The following is a 20,361-nucleotide window of genomic DNA, read 5'->3' as shown; positions in this document are numbered from 1 at the left end:
TCAGGTGAGATCGGTGGGGAGGAGGTGTTCGGTGAGCAGGCGGCGTGTCCGCTCGGGGCCGGTCGCCCAGCGGCGCACCAGCTCCCAGCCGTGGAAATATCCGAATATGTACGGACTCATCGGCGAAGGCTGGAGGATGCCCAGCGCCCCCTTGGCCTCCTCCTCGGTGACGAGGGCCCAGCGCCGCAGATAGGCCGTCAGCTCCGCCTCGCCGCGTCCCTCCGCCGCCATGAACGCGACGTTCCCCCACACACCCCACAGCACGTTCTTGGCGTGGTGCACGGCGGCCAGGTCGCCGTCGATGGGCGGGAGCCCGGCCATGGGCAGGGCGATGGCGTTCAGCCAGTCGCGGGCCTCGTTCTCCGGGAACAGCAGCTCCTCGGCCGCCAGCCCCAGCCCCTCGCTGAGCACGAACGACGGCGACAGCATGAACCGCACCTTCTCGCCCTTGAGCATCGACTCGGCGATGTGCCCAGGATGGCCCTCGTGCGCGACCAGGTAGAGCAGGTCCGCCAGGTTGAACGGGATGTCCTTGTTGATGTGGATCGTGGACCTGTGCCCGCCCTCGTACGCCCCGGCCCCGTGAAAGGCCACCCCGCTCACCAGCCTGCACCGCACCACCTCGTCCGGCGGCAGCGGCACGATCCGGGCGTTCGTCCGCGCCCTGGTCTCGGCCACCGCCGGCTTCACCAGCCCGGGCAGGAGCTCGACCGGATCCAGCCGGTACGCCGCCTGCCAGGCCCGCCACCGCTCCGCCAGCGAGCCCCGCGTACCCGGCAGCGCCCGGTCCAGCTCGTCGTGCGCCCGCCCGAACACCTCCTCCGGCACCCACCGCGGCTCCAGGCCCAGGCACTCCCGCGCGTACGCGGCCAGCGGCGCCCGCTCCCCGCCCACGTACCGGGCGGCGGCGCGCATCGCCCGTACCTGGGCGGCCAGATAGGCGTCAGGCGCCGACTCCAGCAGCCGCTCCGCCTCCTCCTGGAGCGCGCCGGCGGACGCGGGCGGCTCTGCGGCGACCTGCTCGCGCCATGCCTCAGGGCCCTCGTAGATGAGCGCGGTGCCCGTCACGCCGCCGGTCAGGAGCCGGTTGAGCCGCAGCGCCAGCAGGGCGTGCTCTCGCCGCCAGTCCATGACGTCCCTTCCTTCCTGTCGGGATCTCACGAGGGCGGCCTACACTAGCCGTACGGTTTTCCGTACAGTGCACGGAAGGACGCTCCGATGCCGGAGAGCATCTGGTTCCGCGACGACGCCCGCCCGCGCCGGCCCCGCCTGTCCCGTGAGCGCATCGTGACCGCCGCCGCCGGGCTCCTCGACGCCGAGGGCGTGGCCGGCTTCTCGATGCGGGCCCTCGCCGCCCGCCTCGGGGCGGGGACGATGTCCCTGTACGAGTACGTCCGCAGCAAGGAGGACGTCCTCGACCTCGCCCTCGACGAGGCCATCGGCGAGATCGGCGAACCTCCCGCGGACGGCCCGTGGCGCGGCCTCCTGACCGATCACCTCGTCAGGAGCCGAGCCGTCATGCGCCGCCACCCGTGGATGCCCGCCCTCATCGCCACCCGCCCCCTGCTGGGCCCGAACGCGCTCGCCGGCTCCCGCGCGATCTACGGCGCCCTCGCCCGCGAGGGCCTGCACGGCCCCGAACTGACCGCCGCGATCGGCACGCTCTCCTCCTACCTGTACGGCTTCGTCGCCGCGGAGAACACCTGGTGGGCCACGGTCCGCACCCCGGCCGCCGACGCCGGGCTCCGCGCCCGCGTAGCCGACCACCTGCACCGCCACGAGGCCGAGCTGGGCCACCAGGCCCAGGTGGACGACGGCGACTTCGACACCCAGTTCCGCCTGGGCCTCAACCTGATCCTCGACGGCTTGTCCACCCGCCTCAAGGAAAACCCTCGTGAGTGATCGGGGCGCCGGCCGCTACGCTGACGAGATCATGTGCACCTACGCGATGGCCCACTACAAGGTCCACTACGTGTGCCTGCCATGCCGCCGCAGCTTCAAGCAGCCCTGGCGGCGTCAGGACCCCCGCTGCCCCTGCTGCAAAAGGCCGGTGCACTACGCCGGCCACGACTTCTCCGCACCCCGCCGTGGCGACGAGCGCCGCTGGCGAGCGGTGGAGGCGGTGCTGACGGCGGGCCTGCGCTACGAGGGCTTCGAGCCCTGCGGCTGCGGACGCCAACCCAAGCCCCGCCCCCGCACGAGCGCCGAGGTCCGCGCCCGCCGCCGTCTCGCCACCCGCACCACCCTCTCAGACGCCGAAGCCCTGTCCCTACGCCTGTAACCGCCGCCACCACCACCGCTGGAGCCCACCCACAGGCGCGTGAAGGGCCGTTGCCCGGAGGAGTCAGGAGGTCAGTTTCCAGAGGTGGCCGATCAGGCGGAGGCCGAGGCGTTCGGCGACTCGCTGGGAGGAGCGGTTGTCGGCGCTCGTGCTGTAGTAGAGCCGGACGTCCGGCAGCAGGCTCGCCCAGGCGGCGGTCGTGGCGGCGGCATGGCCTCGGCCCCGGTGGGCGGGGGAGGTCCACGTGCCGGCCTCAGCGCCTCCTGGGGTGTTGCGGGCGGTGTGGCAGATCGACACCACCTCGCCGTTCTCCAGGATCATCGCCCACGGGGCTCCTTCGCCGCCCGCGACCAGCTCGTCCCACTCGTCGGGCGCCCAATCGGCGGGACGCAGCGGACGGACGAGCCGGGCGTGCGCGTCCGACGCCGACGTGACCACCTCCGCGGGTACGCCGAACCGCACCGGCCCCTCCACCACATAGCTGAACCCCTCCGACAGGGTGACCCGGTCACCGCCGAGCATCGCTCTGCATGTGGCCAGCACCTCCGGGAAGCGCCCGCCTCCCGACGACACGACTTCGAGCAGGCGCTCGGCCAGCTCGTCGGGGAGGTGGCCCGCCACGGCGGCGGTCAGACCGCCCGCTTGGAGGTGCTCCGGCACGCCGGTGGTGGTCGGGCTGGTGGCGGGTACGCCGATCACCATGTCTTCGGGGCCCGGGAGGCGGCCGCGCTCGTCGAGGCGCCAGATGACGCCCAGCTCGATGCGCAGCAGGTCGGTGTCGGTCAGGCGGGGTGTCCGGGGAGCGTCGCCGGCCGAGCGTCTGTCGTCCGGGTCGCTGTCGTCTGCGTTCATGGCGTTCGAGCCTAGGCCGTCACGGGTGCGGGGGTCAGGGTGCGAGGGTCAGGGTGAAGGGGATGGTGGCGGCTACGCGGCCGTTGACGATGACGTCGAGCTCTCGGGCGCCCGGCGGCTCGTCGCGGGTGGTGACCGGACGGAACGAGTGGCTCTTGCGTACGGTGAACCGCGCTCCCGGTTCGTCGGCGTCGCGCTGGCCCAGGTGGAAGACGCGGCGCGAGCCCGCTCGCCTGATCGCGTATTTCAGCAGCACCGGGCCCGCCGCGCCCGCCGTCACCGTGACCGCGAAGGCCAGCTTGCCGCCCACCGCCACCGTGTCGGACTCCAGCACCAAGGTGTCCACCGAGCCGCTGCCCGGGGTGGCGCCCACCAGGGCGAGGGCCTCGGGGTGGCCGGCGCGGAGCAGGCCGCGTACGGCGTGACGCAGCACCCGCTCCACGTGCGAGCCGCCGTCGGAGCGCCAGCGGGCCAGCAGGCCGAGCGCGACCTCGGGGTGGTCTTTGGCCAGGTCGTTGACGTGGTTGGCGACCGAGCGGCGGACGTATTCGCTCGGGTCGTCGCGCAGCCGGTCGAGGAGCGGGAGCGTCGGCCCCGGTGTCATCAGCCAGGACACCCGCGTGGCCCACGGCAGTCTCGGGCGGGAGCCCTCGGAGGCCAGGCGGCGCAGGTGCTCGTCGGGGGAATCGGCCCACTCGTGCATGATCTTGAGGGCGTCGTCGCGGTGACGCTCAAGGAAGGGGCGTACGGCGAACTCGCCCGTCGCGTACGGCGTCAGCACGGCCAGCGTGCGCATCCCGTCGTCGAGGTGGCCGAGGCCCCGCTGGGCGGTGTGCTCGGTGGCGGGCCAGCCGCTCCACATGTCGAGCTTGACCCGGCCGGCCGCCTCGCGGACGATCTCCGCCGCCTGCGGGTAGGGCAACGGCAGCGCCTCGTCGAGCGCGGCGGCGACGTGGGTGACCCGGGCCTTCAGCTCCAGGTCGTCGAGCCCGTGGACCGCCCGCGCCGCGAACCGCTCGCGCGGGAACGCCGCCCATGCCGCGGACAGCCCGTCGGCCAGCACCGACACCGACCCGTGGTTGATCATTTCCTTCAGAGGTTGAGCCACGGGAAGACCTTGCCAGGCGCCACCGACATTTCCCGGAGGCGAGAACACGGCCCCGCCGGCAGCGGGGCCGTGCGGGCCGGATCAGGTGGTCTCGCGCCAGCGGTTGGTGATGGGCAGGCGACGGTCGCGGCCGAAGTTCTTCGGGGTGATCTTGGGGCCGGGCGGGTACTGCCGCCGCTTGTACTCCGCCAGGTCCACCAGCCGGATCACCCGCGTCACCAGTGCGGGATCGTGCCCGGCCGCGATGAGCTCCTGCGAGCCCATGTCCTTCTCCACGTAGTCGTCGAGCAGCCGGTCGAGCACCTCGTACGGCGGCAGCGAGTCGGTGTCGCGCTGGTCGGGACGGAGCTCGGCGCTGGGCTCCTTGGTGATGGAGTTCTCGGGGATGGGCCGCTCGGCGTCGAGCAGGAACCCGGGGAGCGTGTGGGCGTTGCGCCACCGGGACAGCTCCCACACCATCGTCTTCGGCACGTCCTTGATGGGCGCGAAGCCGCCGGCCGAGTCGCCGTAGAGGGTGGAGTAGCCGGTGGCCAGCTCGCTCTTGTTGCCGGTGGTCAGCACCAGGTGGCCGTGCTCGTTGGACAGCCCCATGAGCAGCATGCCGCGTACCCGCGCCTGGAGGTTCTCGGCGGCCAGGCCGGACAGGTCGATCTCCTTCTCGTACGCGTTGACGATCTCGGCGATCGGCACCACGCGGGAGTTGATGCCCTGCCTGCGCACCAGCTCCTCGGCGTCGGCCAGGGAGTGGTCGGAGGAGTAGCGGGACGGCATGAGGACGACGTTGACCCGCGAGGGACCGATGGCGTCGGAGGCGATGGTGGCGGTGAGGGCGGAGTCGATGCCGCCGGACAGGCCGAGGATGACGGACTGGAAGCCGTTCTTGGCGACGTAGTCGCGCACCGCGAGCACCAGCGCGGCGTAGACCTCGGCGTGGGGGTCGAGGCGAGGCGCCACGGTGGCGGGCTCGGGCGGGTAGGGGGCGAGGGGCTCGTCCGACAGCACCAGGCGCTCGACGGTGATGGTGGAGCCGTCGCCCGCGTCGTACGGGTACGTGCCCGGCTCGGCCTGCGACACCGGCAGCCCGTCGAGGTCGGCGATCAGCAGCTCCTCCTTGAACTGCCCGGCCCGCGCCACCAGCTCGCCCGCCTCGTCGACCACGATGGAGTCGCCGTCGAAGACCAGCTCGTCCTGCCCGCCGACCTGGTTGACGTAGACCAGCGCGCACCCGGCCTCGCGGGCGCGCCGCGCGCACAGCTCCAGCCGGACGTCGTCCTTCTCCTTCTCGTAGGGCGAGGCGTTCGGCGAGATCAGCAGCCCGGCGCCGGCCTGGCCGACGACGGACACGGGGCCGCCCTCCTGCCAGAGGTCCTCGCACACCGCGATGGCCACGTCGACGCCGTGCAGCCGGAAGATGGGCAGCCGGTCGCCGCGCACGAAGTAGCGGTATTCGTCGAACACGCCGTAGTTGGGCAGGTGGTGCTTGGCGGTCCTGGTGACCACCTCGCCCTTGTGCAGCAGGGCGGCGGCGTCGAGCGGGGCGCCCTTGGGCTGCCCGACCCGGGGCGCCAGGCCGGCGCGGTCGACGTAGCCGACCACGACCGGGAGGTCGCCGAGGCCCTCGCCGGCCAGCCTGCGCGCCACCTCTTCAAGCGTCCTGATGCCGGCGTCCACGAAGGACGTGCGCAGCACCAGGTCCTCCACCGGGTAGCCGGTGAGGAACATCTCGGTGAAGACGACGAGATGGGCCCCGCGTCCGGCCGCCTCGCGGGTCCACGCGATGAGCCGGTCGGCGTTGGCGCTCAGGTCGCCCACGGTCGGATTGGTCTGTGCCAGGGCAATGCGCAGTTGTGCCACGCGACCAGCCTAGTACGCCATGATTTTTATCGTCAAAGAGACGAAAAGTGGGTCATCTCACTCCTGGAGTGACCAGGCCCGACTCGTACGCGGCCATCACGAGCTGTGCCCGGTCCGTCAGCCCCAGGTGCTCCAGCAGCGATGCGACCACGAGCCCCACCTCCTCCTCGGGCAAGGAGAGCGTCCGCCCGATCTGCTGGTTGCTCAGCCCGCGGGCCACGAGCTTCAGCACGTCCAGCCGGTCGTCGGGCAGCCCGGCCAGCGCGGGAGGCGAGCCGGGGTCGCCGCGTCCCGCGAACGCCGAGATCAGCCGCATCGTCACCGCCGGGTCGATGAGCGCGTCACCGGCCGCCGCCGCCCTGATCGCGGCCACGAACTGCTCCGGCGCCGACGTCTTCAGCACGAAGCCGCTCACTCCCGCACGCAGCGCCGCATAAAGGTTCTCGTCGCTGCCGAACGTGGTCATCACCACGACCTTCGGCGGCTTCGGCGCGGCCAGGATCCGCCGGGCCGCGGCCAGGCCGTCGAGGTGCGGCATCTGGATGTCGAGCAGCACCACGTCGGGCCGCCTCTCCAGGACGGCGGCGATGGCCTCCTCGCCGTCGGCCGCCTCGCCCGCAGGGGTCAGCCCAGGCTCGGCCTCCAGCATCGCGCGCACGCCCGTCCGTACGAGCGCCTGGTCGTCGGCCACCAGCACCCGCAGCTCCCGCCCCGCCTCGCGCACCACCGGCGGCGGGTCGTCCAGGCGCTGCGCCAGCATGTCGGCCTCCAGCGCGGTGAGCGTGGCCGACAGGTCGAGGCCCAGCTCGTCCCGCCAGACGGCGCGCGCCCTGCGCAGCGCCGCCAGCGCGTCGCCCTGACGGCCCAGCCGGTAGAGCGCGAGTGCGAGCAGCCGCCACGCCTCCTCGCGCAGCGGGTACGCCGACGCGTGCGCTTCCAGGTCGGCGACCAGCGAGCGCGCCCGGCCCAAGGCCAGCCCGGCCTCGGCCCGCCGCTCGACCGCGATCAGCCGCAGCTCCTCCAGCCGGCTCGCCTCCGTGGCCGCCCAGCTCAGCTCGGCGAACTCGGCCAGCGCCGGCCCACGCCACAGCCCCAGCGCGCTGTCCATGTCGGCCCACACCTGCGCGGGCGGGCCGTCCGACTTCACCAGCGACTCGAACCGCCAGGCGTCCACCTGCTCGACGGCGGCGCGCAGCGCGTAGCCGGGCGGCGCGGACACCAGCACCGACGCCTCCTCGCGCGGCGCGCGGCCGGGTTCGAGCGCGCGGCGCAGGCGCGAGACGTACCCCTGGATGGTGGACAGGGCCTGCGGCGGCGGCGCGCCCGGCCACAGCTCGTCGATGAGGGTGGACACGGGGACGGCGCGGCCTGCGGCGACCAGCAGCCGGGCGAGCACCGCCCGCTGCCGCTGCCCGCCGAGGTCGATGGGGGAGCCGTCGGCCCATGCCTGGAACGGTCCGAGAGCGGTGAAGATCAGCATGTCAGGCGTAACTGTAGAGGGAGAGCGGCCGCCGGTATATGGCGAAACTTCACATCTCACTCGGTGCGCCGCAGGGCCGGAGGGGAAGCGGTCACCGGCGGCGGACGGCGGGGCCGAGGAGGAGCATGCCGGCCGCCGCCGTCGCGCCCACCCCGCCGATCGTGAACCACAGCGCCTTGGAACCCAGTTCGAGCAGCACCCCGCCGAGCGTCGGCGCCAGCACGGCCGCCAGCGACCAGGCGAACCCGAACAGCCCGGAGTACCGTCCGCGCAGGTGAGGCGGGGCGAGCCGGGCCACGATGGAGCCGGGGATGCCGGCCGTGATGATCTCGCCGGTCGTCCACACCACGATCGTCGCCACCAGCCCCCACGCGGTGGTGACGAACGCGGTCATCGCGAACCCGGCCGCCATCACCGCCAGCCCCAGGGCGAACGTCCGCGCCGGGTCCCGCCGTCCCAGCCACCCCGACACGAGCGGCTGGACGACGACGATGAGCACCCCGTTGAGCGCCATGGCCAGGCCGTACGTGCCGAGCGGGAGCTTGACCACCTTCGTCATGGCCACCGGCAGCATGGAGAGCGTCTGGGAGTAGACCACCGCGTTGCCCAGCACGACCAGCGTGAACCCGAGCATGACCCGGTCGCGCAGCACCACCCCGAACCCGCCGGTCGACTCGTGCCCCTGCGGCCTGGTCTCCGGCACGGCCCGCCACACCAGCACGGCGAAGATCAGGCAGGACACCGCGTCGATCCAGAACAGCCACAGGAAGCCGAGCTGCGCCAGCCACCCGCCCGCCGTCACGCCGATGGAGTAGCCGAGGTTGATCCCCCAGAACAGCAGCCCGTACGCCCGCGGCCGCTCCTCCGGCGAGACCAGGTCGGCGACCATGGCGTTCGAGGCCGGCCGGTAGATGTCCATGACCAGACCGAGGCAGAACATCGAGGTCAGGATCGCGGGCAGCGACGTGCTGTAGCCCAGCGCCAGCAGGAACACCGCCGTCGCCACCATGCCGCCCGTGAGAGTGACCCGCCGCCCGATGCGGTCGGTGAGCACCCCCGAGATGAACTGCGACAGCAGCGACCCCGCACCGAACACGCCCATCACCAGGCCCGCGGCGGCGAGCGACATCCCGCGGCTCTGGGTCAGGAAGACGCCGGTGAACGGCATGACCATGGTGCCCAGGCGGTTCACCACGGTGCCGCCCCACAGTGCCCAGAACGGGCGGGGCAGCCCGCCGACCATGGACCGGACGAAGGAGGGCCTCTCGGCAGTTGTGCTCGACACGCTGGACAGCGTGATGGGTCGGATGTCGCGGCGCGAACGATTTAGGGGAGACTAAAAGCATGTCCATCACCTGGCGGCTCAGCCCTGAGGACGTCGCGCGCCTGCGCTTCGCGTTCTCCCCGATGTGGGAGCTGGTGGCCAGCCTGCGCACCCTGCGCGCGCCCGCACGGCAATCGGTCCACCTGCCCTGGATCAAGGTCGTCCGGCCCCGCCTGGACGGGCTCGATCTGAGCGAGCTGTTCGCGCTGGTGCCGCCGGCCGGCTATCTCGCCGACTTCATCACCCCGCCGCCCGACACGCCGCTGCCCGACTTCGCCTCCGAGCTCGACCGGGTCAGGCGCAGCGACCCCGAGCGGGTCAGGCACGAGGCGGCGTGCCTGCGGGCCGGCGCGCCCGAGGTGATCGACCGGTTCGTGGCCGACCCCGAGGCGGGCATCGCGCGGGTGGCCGACACACTGGAGGCGTACTGGAAGCGGTGCTTCGCCGAGTTCTGGCCCCGCGTGTACGGGCTGCTCGAACGCGACGTGCTGCGCCGCTCGCGCGAGCTCGCCCAGGGCGGGGCCCACGCGCTGTTCGCCGGCCTCGGCCCCGAGGTGCGCTGGACGGGGGAGCACCTGCTCATCCAGCGGCCCTCGTGCGTGCTGGACGGGCCGCACGGCGACGGGCTCGTGCTCGTGCCGAGCGCCTTCTACTGGCCGTCCGTGGCCGTGATGTCGGCTCCCTACCAGCCGATGCTGGTCTATCCCGTGCAGGGCGTCGGCACCCTGTGGGCGGAGGGGCCGCCGCCCGCGCCCGACGCGCTCGCCGCGCTGATCGGCAGGAGCAGGGCGCGCATCCTGCTCGCGCTCGCCGAGCCCGCCACCACCTCCGCGCTGGCCGCCCGCATGGAGCTCACGCCAGGCGCGGTCAGCCAGCACCTGAGCGTGCTCAGCGGGGGCGGGCTCGCCGTGGGGATGCGCCTCGGCAAGCAGGTCGTCTACCGCCGTACGCCGGCCGGCGACATGCTCGCCGGCGCCCGCTGACCACGCGGGCCGGCGTCCGGCGGCTCAGGCGTAGCGCTTCGACTCCAGGAGCCAGTCCAGGTGGGCGCGGGGCGCCGCCAGGTACGCGCACGCCACCTTGCTGACGTCCCGCGCCGCGGCGGGCGCCAGGTCGTCCAAGGGGAGCCGCCTGGCCGCCTGGCGCATGTCCTGGCAGCGCGCCGCGATCCGGTCCAGAACCCAGGCCGTCGCCGCCCGCTCGCCCAGCCCGAGCTGCCGCATCGCCAGCACCACGAAGTTGTGCACGTCGCCGCGCTCCTTGGGCCGCGAGGCGACGTCGTTGCACCAGGCCGTCACGTCGCTGCAGGCGTCCACGAGCAGCCGCCACGGCTCCGACTCGTGCACCCAGGCCGGCACCTCGACCCGCAGGCACGGCTCGACCAGGTCGTACAGGTAGGGCCCCACCGTGCCCCTGCGCAGCTCCGGGTACTCCTCGATCGTCGGCATCCGCCCCGCCGCGCGGTTGTCGGCCTCGGTGCGGCAGGCGTCGTACTGGCGCTGCAGCCCCACCGCGAACCTGGCCCGCCACCGGTCGCTCATCCGCACGCTGGTCACCCGCCACAGGTCGGCGAAGGCCGCCTCCAGCGGATGGCGGGCGGTGCCCGCGAGCATGCCGTGGAAGACCTCCAGGGGCCCCGACCGCTCGTCCAGCTCGTCGTCCAGGTGGAACAGCCAGGTCAGCCACTGCGCGAACAGCGCCGCCGCGGCGGCGTCGAACTCGGCGAACGCGCGGCCCGCCATCCGGTGGTAGCCGACGCCGGGGTCGGCGGGCAGGCCCGTACGCCTGGCCCAGTCGATGACGGCGGCCTCGATCGCGTACACGGCCGGGTGCATCCGGCACGGCGCCGCCATGGCGGGCACCCGCTCGGTCAGCGGCAGCAGCGCCGTCGCGGGCGAGCCGCCCCTGCGCGGCAGCGGCAGCAGCGACGACAGCGCCGTGCGCAGCGCGGTCCGCACCGTGGACAGCACGGTGCCGGACGGGCCAGCGGACGGGACGGCGGGTGGGCCCGACGGCGCGTCGGCGGGCGCGGGCTCCCCGCTGTCCGAGGGACTGTTGACTGTGCTCTTCATGGGCTCTTCACCGTGTTCTCTGCGTTCTCCGCGTTCTGCGTCTCTTGCCGTACTCCTCACAGCACTTTTGACAGTGCTCTTCACAGAGGGCCGAAAAGCCAGTTTCCGGTCGCGTTGGGATCGTCGCTGCGGTAGTAGTCGGCGGCGGCGAGGACCAGCTCCTCCACCGTGAGCAGGCCCCTCGCCTCCCGGTCGAGCCGGTCGAACGCCTGGTCCACGTCGTCGTAGGCGACGCCGAACGCCGACAGCAGCGTCCGGAACTCGCCCATCGCGACCTCGCCGTCGCGGTCGCCGTCGCACAGCTCCGCCACCGCGACCGTGGCGGGACGGAACACCGGGTCGTAGTGCTCGCCGTTGACGAACGCCGCGGTCATCCCCTTGAGGAAGTCGGGGCGCGCGATGCCGGAGTCGCCGTCGCGTTCGAGCGCGTCGGACAGGGTGAACCAGATGCGGTCGAAGCTCTCGACGAGACGCGCCCCGGTGACCGAGGTGGGGGACTCGCCGAAGCCCACCAGGATGCGGGCGCCCAGCCCCAGCAGGTCCTCACGCTCGACGACGCCGTTGCCGTTCGCGTCGATGTGGTCGAACGCCCGATCGAGCTTGTGATTGAGCAGGTCGATGGCCACCCTTGCCTCCCCCGAGACTGACTGCGTTGATCACAGTAGGTCGGGGCGGGGCCTTTGTCAGCGAGGCTCGCACCGGCGACCCCCGTAACGTGTGCGAAACACGGACACGGCATGCTGGTAGGTGACCTGTGGTAATCGTCGAACGAGGGGATGCTGTGGACCGTCAGCAGGAGTTCGTGCTCCGCACGCTCGAGGAACGCGACATCCGGTTCATCCGGCTGTGGTTCACTGACGTGCTCGGCTTCCTCAAGTCCGTGGCCATCGCGCCGGCCGAGCTCGAAGGCGCCTTCGCCGAGGGCATCGGGTTCGACGGCTCGGCGATCGAGGGCTTCGCCCGTGTCTACGAGTCCGACATGCTGGCCAAGCCCGACCCCGCGACGTTCCAGATCCTGCCCTGGCGCAGCGAGACGCCGGGCGCGGCGCGCATCTTCTGCGACATCCTCATGCCCGACGGCTCGCCGTCCCACGCCGACCCGCGCTGGGTGCTCAAGCGCACGCTCGCCAAGTGCGCCGACATGGGCTTCACCTTCTACACCCACCCCGAGATCGAGTTCTTCCTGCTCAAGAGCAGGCCGGAGCCGGGCGAGCGGCCCGAGCCCATCGACTCGGGCGGCTACTTCGACCACACCCCCCACAGCTCGGGCCACGACTTCCGCCGCCAGGCGATCATGATGCTGGAGTCGATGGGCATCTCCGTCGAGTTCAGCCACCACGAGGGCGCCCCCGGCCAGCAGGAGATCGACCTGCGCTACGCCGACGCGCTCACCACGGCCGACAACATCATGACCTTCCGCCTGGTCATGAAGGAGGTCGCGCTGGAGCAGGGCATCTGGGCCTCGTTCATGCCCAAGCCGTTCACCGAGCACCCCGGCTCCGGCATGCACACCCACATGTCGCTGTTCGAGGGCGACAGGAACGCCTTCTACGAGGCGGGCTCCGAATACCGGCTGTCCAAGGTCGGCCGCTCGTTCATCGCGGGCCTGCTCAGGCACGCCGCCGAGATCACCGCCATCACCAACCAGTGGGTCAACTCCTACAAGCGGCTGTGGGGCGGCGCCGAGGCCATCGCGGGGCAGGGCGGCGAGGCCCCCTCCTACGTGTGCTGGGGCCACAACAACCGCTCGGCGCTGGTCCGGGTGCCGATGTACAAGCCGCACAAGGGCGGCTCGACCCGCATCGAGTTCCGCTCGCTCGACTCCGCCTGCAACCCCTATCTCGCCTTCGCGCTCATCCTCGCGGCCGGCCTGAAGGGCATCGAAGAGGGCTACGAGCTGCCCGCCGCCGCCGAGGACAACGTCTGGACCCTCACCAGCGCCGAGCGCCGCGCCCTGGGCATCCAGCCGCTGCCCGGGTCGCTCAACGACGCCATCGAGGTCATGGAGCGCAGTGAGCTGGTGGCCGAGACGCTGGGCGAGCACGTCTTCGACTTCTTCCTGCGCAACAAGCGCAGCGAGTGGCGCGAATACCGCCGCCACGTCACCGAGTTCGAGCTCGGCCGCTACCTGCCGATCCTCTGAGGTGATCCGGGCGCGCTACCCGCCGATCCGCTCGGCGCGTGGCGGGCGCCGCCGTGCCGGGCGGGCGGGCTCATCCGGGAGCGCGTCGAACACGATGGCCTTCAGCAGGCCGGCCTGTGCCCGGTCCACGATGCGGGCGCCGGTCGCGGGGGCCGGGTCGCCGCTCTTGACGCGGGCCAGCAGGCGTTCCACCCGCCGCCGGTGGCGGGCGAACGTCCGCGGCGGCACCACCCGGCCCCGCGCGCGCTGCCCGGCCAGCGCCTCCTCCGCGGGCGCGTCCAGCAGCAGCAGGTGGAAGCCCGCGCCGTGCCTGCGGGCCAGCCAGGCGAAACCGCGCAGCACGTACGGGCCGCAGCCTCGGTTGTGCGCCACCACAGGCGCACCCCGCGCCAGCGCCCGGCTGATGCGGCTCACATGGGTGACGAACACCACGGCCCGCCGCACCGGGTAGGGCGCCCAGGTGAGCCTGCGGTCCCAGTGCCGCCGCGACTGCGCGGAGTCGATCACCACGACCGTCCCCGCGGTCACGGGCCGGCTCTCGGCGCCGTGCAGGCCGTACAGGCGGCGCAGCAGCGTGGTCTTGCCCGCCCCCGGCAGCCCCGTCAGGATGACCAGGGACCCGGGCGGGTACCGCAGCATCGCCTCGGGCACGCTCCCCACCCCCGCCCCGTCTCGTCCCGCCGATCATGTACGCCGCGCCAGCATAGGCCCGTCGCATTCAAGACTCTGCGACTACGGCCGAACTCGCGCACCTCATCGAGCGCCGAAAGGTCCGCCAGGGCGCTGACCTGCGGAGATCGGATCAAGCTCGGCATGCTTTGACGGGCTCCCCGCCGGATTCGGCGGATTGGTACGCGGCAACCGGGAAACCCCGTTAAGGTACTCCCGACGCCTTGATCGGCCTCACTCCCGGAGCGGTTCGGAGTGAGGCCGATTTTCGTTGCTTCTGACGCCCGGGACACGTCCCCGCGATGCGCGGCCTCTACCGTCGTGTACCCCCGGGCGCGGGGAAGTTTCGGGCCGGTTCGAGGCGTTATGGAGAAGCACTGAGCAACCGCCAGGACCCCCGTCCCCAGATAAACCGGGCGTCCGATAAAATCGGCCTGCTCTTTATGATATTTCCGGACTTTTCGCCGAGTGGGGCGATGTAGGAGGGTGTGGCATGACGACGGCTGCCTTGCAGACCGTGTTGACCGTTCCCAAGCGCTTCCGCGGTCCCGTGGGCGTCGCCAACGGCGGCTGGATCGCGGGCACCATGGAGGAGGCGCTGAACGGTGGCCGATCAGGCAGCCGATCAGCCGTCGAGGTCACCCTCCATGCCCCCACGCCGCTGGAGACCGAGCTGCGCCTCGACCACGTGGCCAACTCCGTCTCCCTCTCCCACGGCGACAAGCTGCTGGTCGAGGCCATCCCGGTGGCCGAGGACCTCGAGGGGCCCGGTTTCGTGCCGTTCAACGACGCGGCCCGCGCCGAGGCCGGGTTCGCGGGGCTGCGCAAGCACCCGTTCGCCGAGTGCTTCGCCTGCGGCCTGCGCGAGCCCGGCGACGGGCTGCGGATCTTCCCCGGCCCGGTGGAAGGCACCGACCTGGTGGCGGCCGGTTGGCGGGTGCCGCACACGGTGAGCGGCGAGGACGGCGTGCCCGCCTCCATCGTGGGCGCGGTGCTCGACTGCATCACCGGCTGGGCCCACTTCGGCCCGGGTGAGAGCGCGCTGCTCGGCCGGCTGGCCGTGCAGATCCACGGCTCGATCCTGCCGGGTGGCCGCTACTCCGTGGTGGCCCGCCCGACCGGCCGCGACGGCCGCAAGCTCTACGGCCAGAGCGCCATCTACGAGATGGACGGCACGCTGGTGGCGGCGGCCCGCGCCACCTGGATCGCTCCACGCTGAACCGCTGGTGAAAGGGGCCTTCGAGATCCTCTCGGAGGCCCCTTCGCAGGTCCGGGCGTCAGGACGCGCCCGGGGCGTGAGCCGCCCGGAGGTGGGGCCGTGAGCCGCTCGGGTGTCAGGACGTGAGGCGGGCCGCCACGATGTCCGCGCAGCGCTCGTCGAACAGGATCGTGTGGTGGTTGCAGCCGGGCACCAGCTCGTCGCGCAGGCCGGGCAGCCGCTCGATCCAGGGCTTCGCGAGGTCGTCGGGCAGCAGGCCGACCGGCTGGTCGAGCAGCCCGCGCGGCGCTCTCAGCAGCACCAGCGGCGCGGTGATCCGTTCCAGCGCGGCCCCGATGCGGTCGCGCTCCACGCGCATCCACCGGCCGTCCGCCAGCACCGCCTCCCCGGCCGCCCGTGACGTCAGCGCGCCGTCGGGCCCGGTCAGGTCATACCGCACGTACGCCTCCACGTCGGAGGTCCAGTTGCCGGCGAAGGCGGGGTGCGCCTTGAAGAAGTCCACGTACGCCTCCGGCGAGGCGAACGTCTGCCGCAACCGCTCCAGCGCCGGACCCAGCGTGGCCTGGGTGGCCGCGTCCGGGTCCACGCCGTCGGGCAGTGGGGGCAGCGGCAGGCCGCCGTCCACCAGCACGACCTTGGCGAACGCCCGCTGCTCGGCGGCCAGCGCGGCCACGTACGCGCCCATGGAGTGGCCGGTCAGCACCGCGTCGGGGCCTGCGCCGACGTGCTCGGCCACCCGCAGCACGTCCTCGGCGTGCCTGGGCAGCCCGTACGGGCCCGGCAGGGACGCGCTGTGCCCGCGCCCGCGCAGGTCCATGGCCACCAGCGACCAGCCGTCGGGCAGCCGCCTCCCGACCGTGGCCCACGCCATCAGCGAGGCCGTGATGCCGTGCACCGCGACGATCTTGCGCGGGCCCGTGCCGAACGTGGCGATCCGCTGCCCGTCCACCTCATCGAATTCGACTGTCATGAGGGGAGCATAGGGACCGGACATCTCACGACAAGCCGGATAATTGACGACATGCGGATCACGGTCATCGAACACGAGGCCGAAGCCGGTCTCGGGTACCTCTCCGGCTGGCTCGGCGTCCCCTGCGACGTCGTGCGCCCGTACCTCGGGGAGGAGGTGCCCGTACGCGCAGCGGACGGGCTCATCGTGCTCGGCGGCGCGGCGGCGGCCTGGGAGGACGAGCGCAGCCCCTGGCAGCCCGCCACCCGCGACCTGCTGCGGCGCGCCGTGGACGAGGGCACGCCCACGCTCGCGATCTGCCTGGGCGCGCAGCTGCTCACCATGGCCTGCGGCGGCACCGTCGAGCGCGGCGCCGCCGGGCTGGAGGTCGGCGCCTGCGAGGTGACCACGCTGCCCGCCGCCGCCTCCGACCGCCTGTTCGGGGAAGTGGGCGAGCGGGCGGTGGCCGTCCAGTACCACCAGGACGCTATGACCCGCCTGCCCGACGGCGCGGTGCCGTTGCTCACCGGCGCCCGCTACCCGCACCAGGGCTACCGCCTCGGAGAGGCGGCCTGGGCGGTCCAGTTCCACCCGGAGGCCACTCCCGAGATCTTCGCCGCCTGGACGGCCCAGCCGGAAGGCGACGACCCCGCCGGCGGCCTGAGCGCCCAGGGCTATGGCGCCGAGGACCTGAACGCCGAGGTGAAGGCCGCAGAACCCGCCCTGGTGAGAACGTGGCGCCCGGTGGCGGAGGCCTTCGGCGACGTGGTCAGGAGCTCCTGAGCCGAGGGCTCGGGGCCGGTCGGCTCGGGCGGCGGTGTCGGCGGCGCCGGCGGCTCGTCAGGGCGTGGGCCAGGGCGTGCACGCCGGCCAGCACCAGGGGGAGCGCCAGGAGGCCGCTCGGCTTCGACGTCGCCGGTACCCCGGCGGCCCTGAGCCGCCGCCAGGCCCACACCGCGTACGGGAGCACCACCAGGGGAGCGGTCACCACGCCCGGCGTGTAGCCCCTGAACAGCGCCGCCTGCGCCAGATGCACCGCCCCGTGCACCCCGAACCCGGCGAGCGCGGCCTGAAAGGAGGGGCTGTGCCCGCCCGTGCGCGCCCCCATCGCCGCCGCGCCCGCCACGACCGCGCCCATGAGCCCGATGGCCGTGGCGGCGTGCGCCTGCGACACCTCCAGCCGCTCCCACGGCACCCCGGGGAAGCGGGACTCCAGCAGGGGCCGCGCCTCCCGCGTCCACCGCGCCATCGTGACCAGCTCCTCGGCGTCGTGCACCACCCAGGCCCCCAGCAGCCCCCAGGCCACCCCTGCGGGCACGCGCCCGGAATCCCCGCTCATGACACCCTCCCGAAAAAGCGAAACGCAACGCAACGTTGCGTTCGCATGCTACGGCCGATCAAGCGGGAGCTGTCAAGATGGAAGGGTGCCCAGGATCGAATCCACCGCGGCCCGGCTCGCCAAACTCGGTTTCGCCGACGGCGCCAGGGCCGCCCAGCTGATCCGTCAGTCCCCTGCCGACCTCGACGACATCCTGGAGGCCCTGGTCGCCGTCGCCGACCCCGACCAGGCGCTGGTCTCGCTCATCCGGCTGATCGAGCGCGAGCCCGCGATCCTCGGCACCCTGCGCCACGACGAGCGGCTGAGCAGCCGCCTGCTGGCGGTGCTGGGCGTCAGCGCGGCGCTCGGCGACCACTTCGTCCGCCACCCCTCCCACGTCGCGATGCTGGCGGAGGACCGCCTCGGCGACCCCAGGGCCGAGCTGCTGCGCGCCGTCGGCGCGGAGCCGGGCGAGAGCGAGCCGCGTGCGGAGAGCGGCGGCCACGACGCGCTCACGGCTCTGCGGGTGGCCTACCGCGGCCGGCTCGCCCACCTCGCCGCCCGCGACCTCACCGGCCGGCTCGGGCTGCAGGACGTCACCTCCGAGCTGTCCGAGCTCGCGGGCGCCGCGCTGGAAGCGGCGCTGGCGGTCGCGCGTACGGAGGCCGGCGCGCAAGACGTCCGCCTCGCGGTCATCGGCATGGGCAAGTGCGGCGCGAGAGAGCTCAACTACATCAGCGACGTCGATGTGATCTTCGTGGCCGAGCCCAGAGAGGGCGCCGACGAGGCCAAGGCGCTGCGCACGGCCACCCGCCTGGCCCAGGCCATGATGCGCGGCTGCACCACCACCACGTCCGAGGGCTCGCTGTGGGAGGTCGACGCGGGGCTGCGGCCCGAGGGCCGCTCAGGGCCGCTGGTCCGCACGCTGGAGAGCCACCTGGCCTACTACCGCCGCTGGGCCAAGACCTGGGAGTTCCAGGCGCTGCTCAAGGCCAGGCCGGTGGCGGGCGACCTGGAGCTGGGCGCCGCCTACGTCGCGGCCGTCAACGACATGGTCTGGTCGGCGGCCACCCGCGAGCACTTCGTGGAGGACGTCCAGGCCATGCGCCGCAGGGTCGAGGCCCACGTGCGCGCCGAGGGCGACCGGGAGCTCAAGCTCGGTCCCGGGGGGCTGCGCGACATAGAGTTCGCGGTGCAGCTGCTCCAGCTCGTCCACGGCAGGCTCGACCCGCTGCTGCGCCGCAGGGCCACGCTGCCCGCGCTGGCGGCGCTCTCCCGCGGCGGCTACGTCGGCCGCGAGGACTCACGCTCGCTCGCCGAGGCGTACACGTTCCTGCGCCAGGTCGAGCACCTGCTGCAGCTGCACCGGATGCGCCGCACCCACGTCGTGCCCACCGACGAGGCCGACCTGCGCCGCCTGGGGCGGGCGCTCGGCATGCAGGCCGACCCGGTGGGGGAGTTCACCACCCGCTGGCGCCGCCACGCGATGGAGGCCAGGCGGCTGCACGAGAAGCTGTTCTACCGGCCGCTGCTCGAGGCCGTGGCGCGGCTGCCCGAGTCGGAGGCGCGGCTGTCCGCCTCGGCCGCCGCGGCCCGGCTCGAGGCGCTCGGCTACGTCGATCCCACCGGCGCGCTGCGCCACATCGCCGCGCTGTCCACCGGGGTCTCGCGGCGGGCCGCGATCCAGCGCACGCTGCTGCCGGTGATGCTCGGCTGGTTCGCCGACACGCCCGACCCCGACGCGGCGCTGCTCGGGTTCCGGCAGGTCAGCGACAAGCTGGGCACCACGCCGTGGTACCTGCGGCTGCTGCGCGACGAGACCGCGGTGGCGGCCAGGATGGCGCGGGTGCTCGGCACCAGCCGGTACGCCACCGGCCTGCTCATGCACGCCCCCGACGCGGTCGCCATGCTGGGCTCCGACGGCGAGCTGACCCCGCGCCCGCCCGACTCGCTGCTCGGCGAGGCGTCGGCCGCCGTCTCCCGGCACGCCGGCGACCCCGAGACCGCCGTCACCGCGGTGCGCGCGCTGCGGCGCAAAGAGCTGTTCCGCACGGCCGTGGCCGACATCTCCGGCCTCATCGACATCGAGACCGTCGGCACCGCGCTGTCGCGGCTCAACGACGTGACCCTCCAGGCGGCGCTCGACGCGGCGCTCGGCAAGGCGCGTGAGGTCACCTCGTTCACGATCATCGCGATGGGCCGCCTCGGCGGCATGGAGTGCTCCTACGCCAGCGACGCCGACGTGATGTTCGTGCACTCGCCGCTGCCCGGCGTCGACGAGCGCACGGCCACCGACGCCGCGTTCGCCGCGGCCAACGAGGTGCGCAGGCTGCTGTCGCTGCCCGCGCCGGACCCGCCCCTGCTCATCGACCCCGACCTGCGCCCTGAGGGCCGGCAGGGCCCGCTGGTGCGCACGCTCGCCTCCTACCGCGCCTACTACGCGCGCTGGTCGTCGCCGTGGGAGGCGCAGGCGCTGCTGCGGGCCAGGTTCTCGGCGGGCGACGCGGAGCTGGGCGCGGCGTTCACCGCCATGATCGACGAGCTGCGCTACCCGCGCGACGGGCTGAGCGGCGACGCGGTCAGGGAGATCAGGCGGCTGAAGGCGCGCATGGAGGCCGAGCGGCTGCCGCGCGGCGCCGACCCCGCCCTGCACACCAAGCTCGGCCCCGGTGGGCTGTCCGACGTGGAGTGGGTGGCGCAGCTCCTGCAGCTCCAGCACGCCGGCCGGCTGCCGCCGCTGCGCACCACGCGCACGCTGGAGGCGCTGCGCGCGGCCGTGGCGGAGGACCTGCTCGCGCCGGAGGACGAGGAGGTGCTGGCCGAGGCATGGCGCTTCGCCTCCCGCGTCCGCGACGCGATGATGCTGGTCAAGGGCCGGCCCGGCGACAGCGTTCCGAAGGACACCGCCGAGCGCAGGCAGGTCGCCCGCACACTCGGCTACCCGCCCGACGGCTCCGAGGACTTCCTCGACGACTACCGCCGGGTCACCCGCCGCGCCCGCAAGGTGGTGGATCGCGTCTTCTACGGCGGTTGATCAGCATTTCACGTAACCTGTGATGCGCTGCGTCATTGCGCTGTCACGCCCAGGGGTG

The 20,361-nt window shown here is 73.0% G+C and carries 18 protein-coding genes; 7 read left to right on the top strand and 11 right to left on the bottom strand.

What is annotated here, in order from left to right; translation table 11 throughout:
- On the bottom strand, positions 1–1,131 hold the full coding sequence (locus ABZW11_RS35575) for a hypothetical protein (RefSeq protein ID WP_355427109.1): 1,131 nt from the start codon (positions 1,129–1,131) through the stop codon (positions 1–3).
- A gap of 87 nt (positions 1,132–1,218) precedes the next feature.
- Between ABZW11_RS35575 and ABZW11_RS35570 the strand changes: the two genes are divergently transcribed.
- Positions 1,219–1,902: a TetR/AcrR family transcriptional regulator gene (locus ABZW11_RS35570; protein ID WP_355427106.1), complete on the top strand. Its 684-nt coding sequence runs from the start codon at positions 1,219–1,221 to the stop codon at positions 1,900–1,902.
- On the top strand, positions 1,895–2,281 hold the full coding sequence (locus ABZW11_RS35565) for a hypothetical protein (protein ID WP_355427103.1): 387 nt from the start codon (positions 1,895–1,897) through the stop codon (positions 2,279–2,281). Before ABZW11_RS35570 ends, ABZW11_RS35565 begins: the two co-directional genes overlap by 8 nt.
- A gap of 63 nt (positions 2,282–2,344) precedes the next feature.
- Here ABZW11_RS35565 and ABZW11_RS35560 read toward each other — a convergent pair whose 3' ends face one another.
- The 5 genes from ABZW11_RS35560 to ABZW11_RS35540 all read right to left on the bottom strand — a co-directional run bounded on the left by ABZW11_RS35560 (position 2,345) and on the right by ABZW11_RS35540 (position 8,860).
- A complete protein-coding gene (locus ABZW11_RS35560) occupies positions 2,345–3,133 on the bottom strand; it encodes a GNAT family protein (protein ID WP_355427100.1) in 789 nt (262 codons plus the stop codon).
- 34 nt (positions 3,134–3,167) lie between these two features.
- Positions 3,168–4,241: a hypothetical protein gene (locus ABZW11_RS35555; protein WP_355427097.1), complete on the bottom strand. Its 1,074-nt coding sequence runs from the start codon at positions 4,239–4,241 to the stop codon at positions 3,168–3,170.
- 81 nt (positions 4,242–4,322) lie between these two features.
- On the bottom strand, positions 4,323–6,095 hold the full coding sequence (locus tag ABZW11_RS35550; RefSeq protein WP_355427095.1) for an NAD+ synthase: 1,773 nt from the start codon (positions 6,093–6,095) through the stop codon (positions 4,323–4,325).
- Between the two features lie 52 nt (positions 6,096–6,147).
- Positions 6,148–7,575 carry a BTAD domain-containing putative transcriptional regulator gene (locus ABZW11_RS35545; RefSeq protein WP_355427093.1) on the bottom strand — a complete coding sequence of 476 codons (1,428 nt, stop codon included), beginning with the start codon at positions 7,573–7,575 and terminating at the stop codon, positions 6,148–6,150.
- Positions 7,576–7,666: 91 nt separating this feature from the next.
- The gene (locus ABZW11_RS35540; RefSeq protein ID WP_355427090.1) at positions 7,667–8,860 is read right to left on the bottom strand and encodes an MFS transporter; all 1,194 of its coding nucleotides are present in this window, start codon (positions 8,858–8,860) and stop codon (positions 7,667–7,669) included.
- A gap of 59 nt (positions 8,861–8,919) precedes the next feature.
- Here ABZW11_RS35540 and ABZW11_RS35535 point away from each other — a divergent pair, with 59 nt between their 5' ends.
- Positions 8,920–9,882 (top strand): DUF5937 family protein, encoded by a 963-nt coding sequence (locus ABZW11_RS35535; protein ID WP_355427087.1) that lies wholly within the window; start codon positions 8,920–8,922, stop codon positions 9,880–9,882.
- Between the two features lie 24 nt (positions 9,883–9,906).
- Here the strand turns inward: ABZW11_RS35535 and ABZW11_RS35530 are convergent, their stop codons facing one another.
- Positions 9,907–10,971 carry a terpene synthase family protein gene (locus tag ABZW11_RS35530; RefSeq protein WP_355427084.1) on the bottom strand — a complete coding sequence of 355 codons (1,065 nt, stop codon included), beginning with the start codon at positions 10,969–10,971 and terminating at the stop codon, positions 9,907–9,909.
- An 80-nt stretch (positions 10,972–11,051) separates the two neighbouring features.
- Positions 11,052–11,597, bottom strand: coding sequence for a hypothetical protein (locus ABZW11_RS35525; RefSeq protein ID WP_355427082.1), 546 nt, complete (start codon positions 11,595–11,597; stop codon positions 11,052–11,054).
- A gap of 155 nt (positions 11,598–11,752) precedes the next feature.
- On the opposite strand from ABZW11_RS35525, the gene glnA reads away from it, so the two are divergent.
- A complete protein-coding gene (glnA, locus tag ABZW11_RS35520; RefSeq protein ID WP_355427079.1) occupies positions 11,753–13,114 on the top strand; it encodes a type I glutamate--ammonia ligase in 1,362 nt (453 codons plus the stop codon).
- 15 nt (positions 13,115–13,129) lie between these two features.
- Here glnA and ABZW11_RS35515 read toward each other — a convergent pair whose 3' ends face one another.
- Complete coding sequence (locus ABZW11_RS35515; RefSeq protein WP_355427076.1) at positions 13,130–13,765, bottom strand: ATP-binding protein; 636 nt, start codon at positions 13,763–13,765, stop codon at positions 13,130–13,132.
- A 511-nt stretch (positions 13,766–14,276) separates the two neighbouring features.
- Between ABZW11_RS35515 and ABZW11_RS35510 the strand changes: the two genes are divergently transcribed.
- Positions 14,277–15,002, top strand: coding sequence for a hypothetical protein (locus ABZW11_RS35510; protein ID WP_355427073.1), 726 nt, complete (start codon positions 14,277–14,279; stop codon positions 15,000–15,002).
- A 115-nt stretch (positions 15,003–15,117) separates the two neighbouring features.
- Here the strand turns inward: ABZW11_RS35510 and ABZW11_RS35505 are convergent, their stop codons facing one another.
- Positions 15,118–15,972: an alpha/beta hydrolase gene (locus tag ABZW11_RS35505; RefSeq protein WP_355427070.1), complete on the bottom strand. Its 855-nt coding sequence runs from the start codon at positions 15,970–15,972 to the stop codon at positions 15,118–15,120.
- Positions 15,973–16,023: 51 nt separating this feature from the next.
- Here ABZW11_RS35505 and ABZW11_RS35500 point away from each other — a divergent pair, with 51 nt between their 5' ends.
- Positions 16,024–16,734, top strand: a complete 711-nt coding sequence (locus tag ABZW11_RS35500) for a type 1 glutamine amidotransferase (protein WP_355427068.1) — start codon at positions 16,024–16,026, stop codon at positions 16,732–16,734.
- Here ABZW11_RS35500 and ABZW11_RS35495 read toward each other — a convergent pair.
- Complete coding sequence (locus ABZW11_RS35495) at positions 16,721–17,290, bottom strand: HXXEE domain-containing protein (protein WP_355427065.1); 570 nt, start codon at positions 17,288–17,290, stop codon at positions 16,721–16,723. The two genes, ABZW11_RS35500 and ABZW11_RS35495, sit on opposite strands and share 14 nt — an antisense overlap.
- 85 nt (positions 17,291–17,375) lie before the next feature.
- Here ABZW11_RS35495 and ABZW11_RS35490 point away from each other — a divergent pair, with 85 nt between their 5' ends.
- A complete protein-coding gene (locus ABZW11_RS35490) occupies positions 17,376–20,303 on the top strand; it encodes a bifunctional [glutamine synthetase] adenylyltransferase/[glutamine synthetase]-adenylyl-L-tyrosine phosphorylase (protein ID WP_355427062.1) in 2,928 nt (975 codons plus the stop codon).
- The last annotated feature ends 58 nt before the right edge of the window (positions 20,304–20,361 follow it).

Source organism: Nonomuraea sp. NPDC004580, from assembly GCF_040609855.1.
Taxonomy (GTDB): domain Bacteria; phylum Actinomycetota; class Actinomycetes; order Streptosporangiales; family Streptosporangiaceae; genus Nonomuraea; species Nonomuraea salmonea.
This window is presented reverse-complemented; position numbering and strand designations above follow the sequence as displayed.

Bases quoted from the DNA above. Each gene is read 5' to 3' on its own strand.
- ABZW11_RS35575 (WP_355427109.1), bottom strand. From the start codon at position 1,131: ATGGACTGGCGGCGAGAGCACGCCCTGCTGGCGCTGCGGCTCAACCGG.
- ABZW11_RS35570 (WP_355427106.1), top strand. From the start codon at position 1,219: ATGCCGGAGAGCATCTGGTTCCGCGACGACGCCCGCCCGCGCCGGCCC.
- ABZW11_RS35560 (WP_355427100.1), bottom strand. From the start codon at position 3,133: ATGAACGCAGACGACAGCGACCCGGACGACAGACGCTCGGCCGGCGAC.
- ABZW11_RS35545 (WP_355427093.1), bottom strand. From the start codon at position 7,575: ATGCTGATCTTCACCGCTCTCGGACCGTTCCAGGCATGGGCCGACGGC.
- ABZW11_RS35535 (WP_355427087.1), top strand. From the start codon at position 8,920: ATGTCCATCACCTGGCGGCTCAGCCCTGAGGACGTCGCGCGCCTGCGC.
- ABZW11_RS35530 (WP_355427084.1), bottom strand. From the start codon at position 10,971: ATGAAGAGCACAGTCAACAGTCCCTCGGACAGCGGGGAGCCCGCGCCC.
- ABZW11_RS35510 (WP_355427073.1), top strand. From the start codon at position 14,277: ATGACGACGGCTGCCTTGCAGACCGTGTTGACCGTTCCCAAGCGCTTC.
- ABZW11_RS35505 (WP_355427070.1), bottom strand. From the start codon at position 15,972: ATGACAGTCGAATTCGATGAGGTGGACGGGCAGCGGATCGCCACGTTC.
- ABZW11_RS35500 (WP_355427068.1), top strand. From the start codon at position 16,024: ATGCGGATCACGGTCATCGAACACGAGGCCGAAGCCGGTCTCGGGTAC.
- ABZW11_RS35495 (WP_355427065.1), bottom strand. From the start codon at position 17,290: ATGAGCGGGGATTCCGGGCGCGTGCCCGCAGGGGTGGCCTGGGGGCTG.